The sequence below is a fragment of the Mycobacterium sp. E2497 genome, from assembly GCF_001668695.1.
Lineage (GTDB): Bacteria > Actinomycetota > Actinomycetes > Mycobacteriales > Mycobacteriaceae > Mycobacterium.
In genome coordinates, this window is the sequence record NZ_LZKD01000077.1 from 1 (window position 1) to 643 (window position 643).

2 protein-coding genes are annotated in these 643 nt (G+C 59.6%); one reads left to right on the plus strand and one right to left on the minus strand.

Features of this window, described 5'->3' with window-relative positions; genetic code table 11:
* On the plus strand, positions 1-163 hold a 163-nt coding region (locus tag A5713_RS05980; RefSeq protein ID WP_197516308.1), incomplete at its 5' end, for a class I SAM-dependent methyltransferase.
* Positions 164-184: 21 nt separating this feature from the next.
* Here the strand turns inward: A5713_RS05980 and A5713_RS05985 are convergent.
* A partial coding sequence (locus tag A5713_RS05985) for a class I SAM-dependent methyltransferase (RefSeq protein WP_082972803.1) occupies positions 185-643 on the minus strand: 459 nt, incomplete at its 5' end.

Below are 643 nucleotides of genomic sequence, written 5' to 3' on the forward strand. Positions count from 1 at the left end.
GACCCTGAAGACCTGGGCTGCCGCCCTCGAGGCCAATCGCGAGCAGGCCGTCGCCATCCAGTCACAAGAGGTCTACGACCGCTACATGAAGTACCTGACCGGCTGCGCGAAGCTGTTCCGCCAGGGTTACACGGACGTCGACCAGTTCACGCTGGAAAAGTAGCGGTCCCCGGCCCCTCGCCACCTACTTCACGAGGGTGAACTGCCCGACATTGCTGATGCCCTTGCGGAAGAAGTTCTCACAGCCGGTCAGGTAGTGCATGTACTTGCCGTAGACCTCTTCGGACTGCAGCTCGACCGCCTGCTCGCGGTTGGCCTCCAGGTTGGCCGCCCAGATATTGAGCGTGCGCTCGTAGTGCTCCTGCAGCAATTGGACCTGCTGCACGGAGAACCCCGCTTCGCCGGCGAACCTGAAGATGTCTTCCTGCGCCGGCAATTGTCCGCCCGGGAAAATTTCAGTGCCAATGAAGCGCGCGAATCGAAGATCATTCATCGTGATGGAGACGCCGCGTTCGTACTGCTGTTTCTGGGTGTAGGTCAAAATGGTATGCAATAACATGCGGCCGTCGTCGGGAAGAATGTTGTAGGCGCGTTCGAAGAACGCGGCGTACCGCTCCATCTTGAAAGCCTCGAAGGCGACGAT